Here is a 201-nt window from a genome sequence, read left to right on the forward strand (position 1 = left end):
AATTTCCAAACAAGTTCCAATAGGTTTTTCCTCAGATGTTGCAGCTATATGTAAAAGGGTTTTTCCTGCATCGATATGACTATCTTCATGTTCTGTTTTAATATTTCTCATATTTACATCAGCACCAAATTGTAAAGCCACTTCTAAAGAATTTACAGACTCAGGATCACCAAGCAATATCCAAGAATGCAAAGGGGTGGC

The 201-nt window shown here is 35.8% G+C and carries 1 protein-coding gene; it reads right to left on the minus strand.

Annotated features, from left to right (window positions below):
- The coding region (locus ELQ12_RS10335; RefSeq protein WP_166739614.1) for a hypothetical protein at positions 1 to 201 on the minus strand (201 nt) is incomplete at both ends.

The sequence above is a fragment of the Campylobacter sp. US25a genome (assembly GCF_004379075.1).
GTDB lineage: Bacteria > Campylobacterota > Campylobacteria > Campylobacterales > Campylobacteraceae > Campylobacter_D > Campylobacter_D jejuni.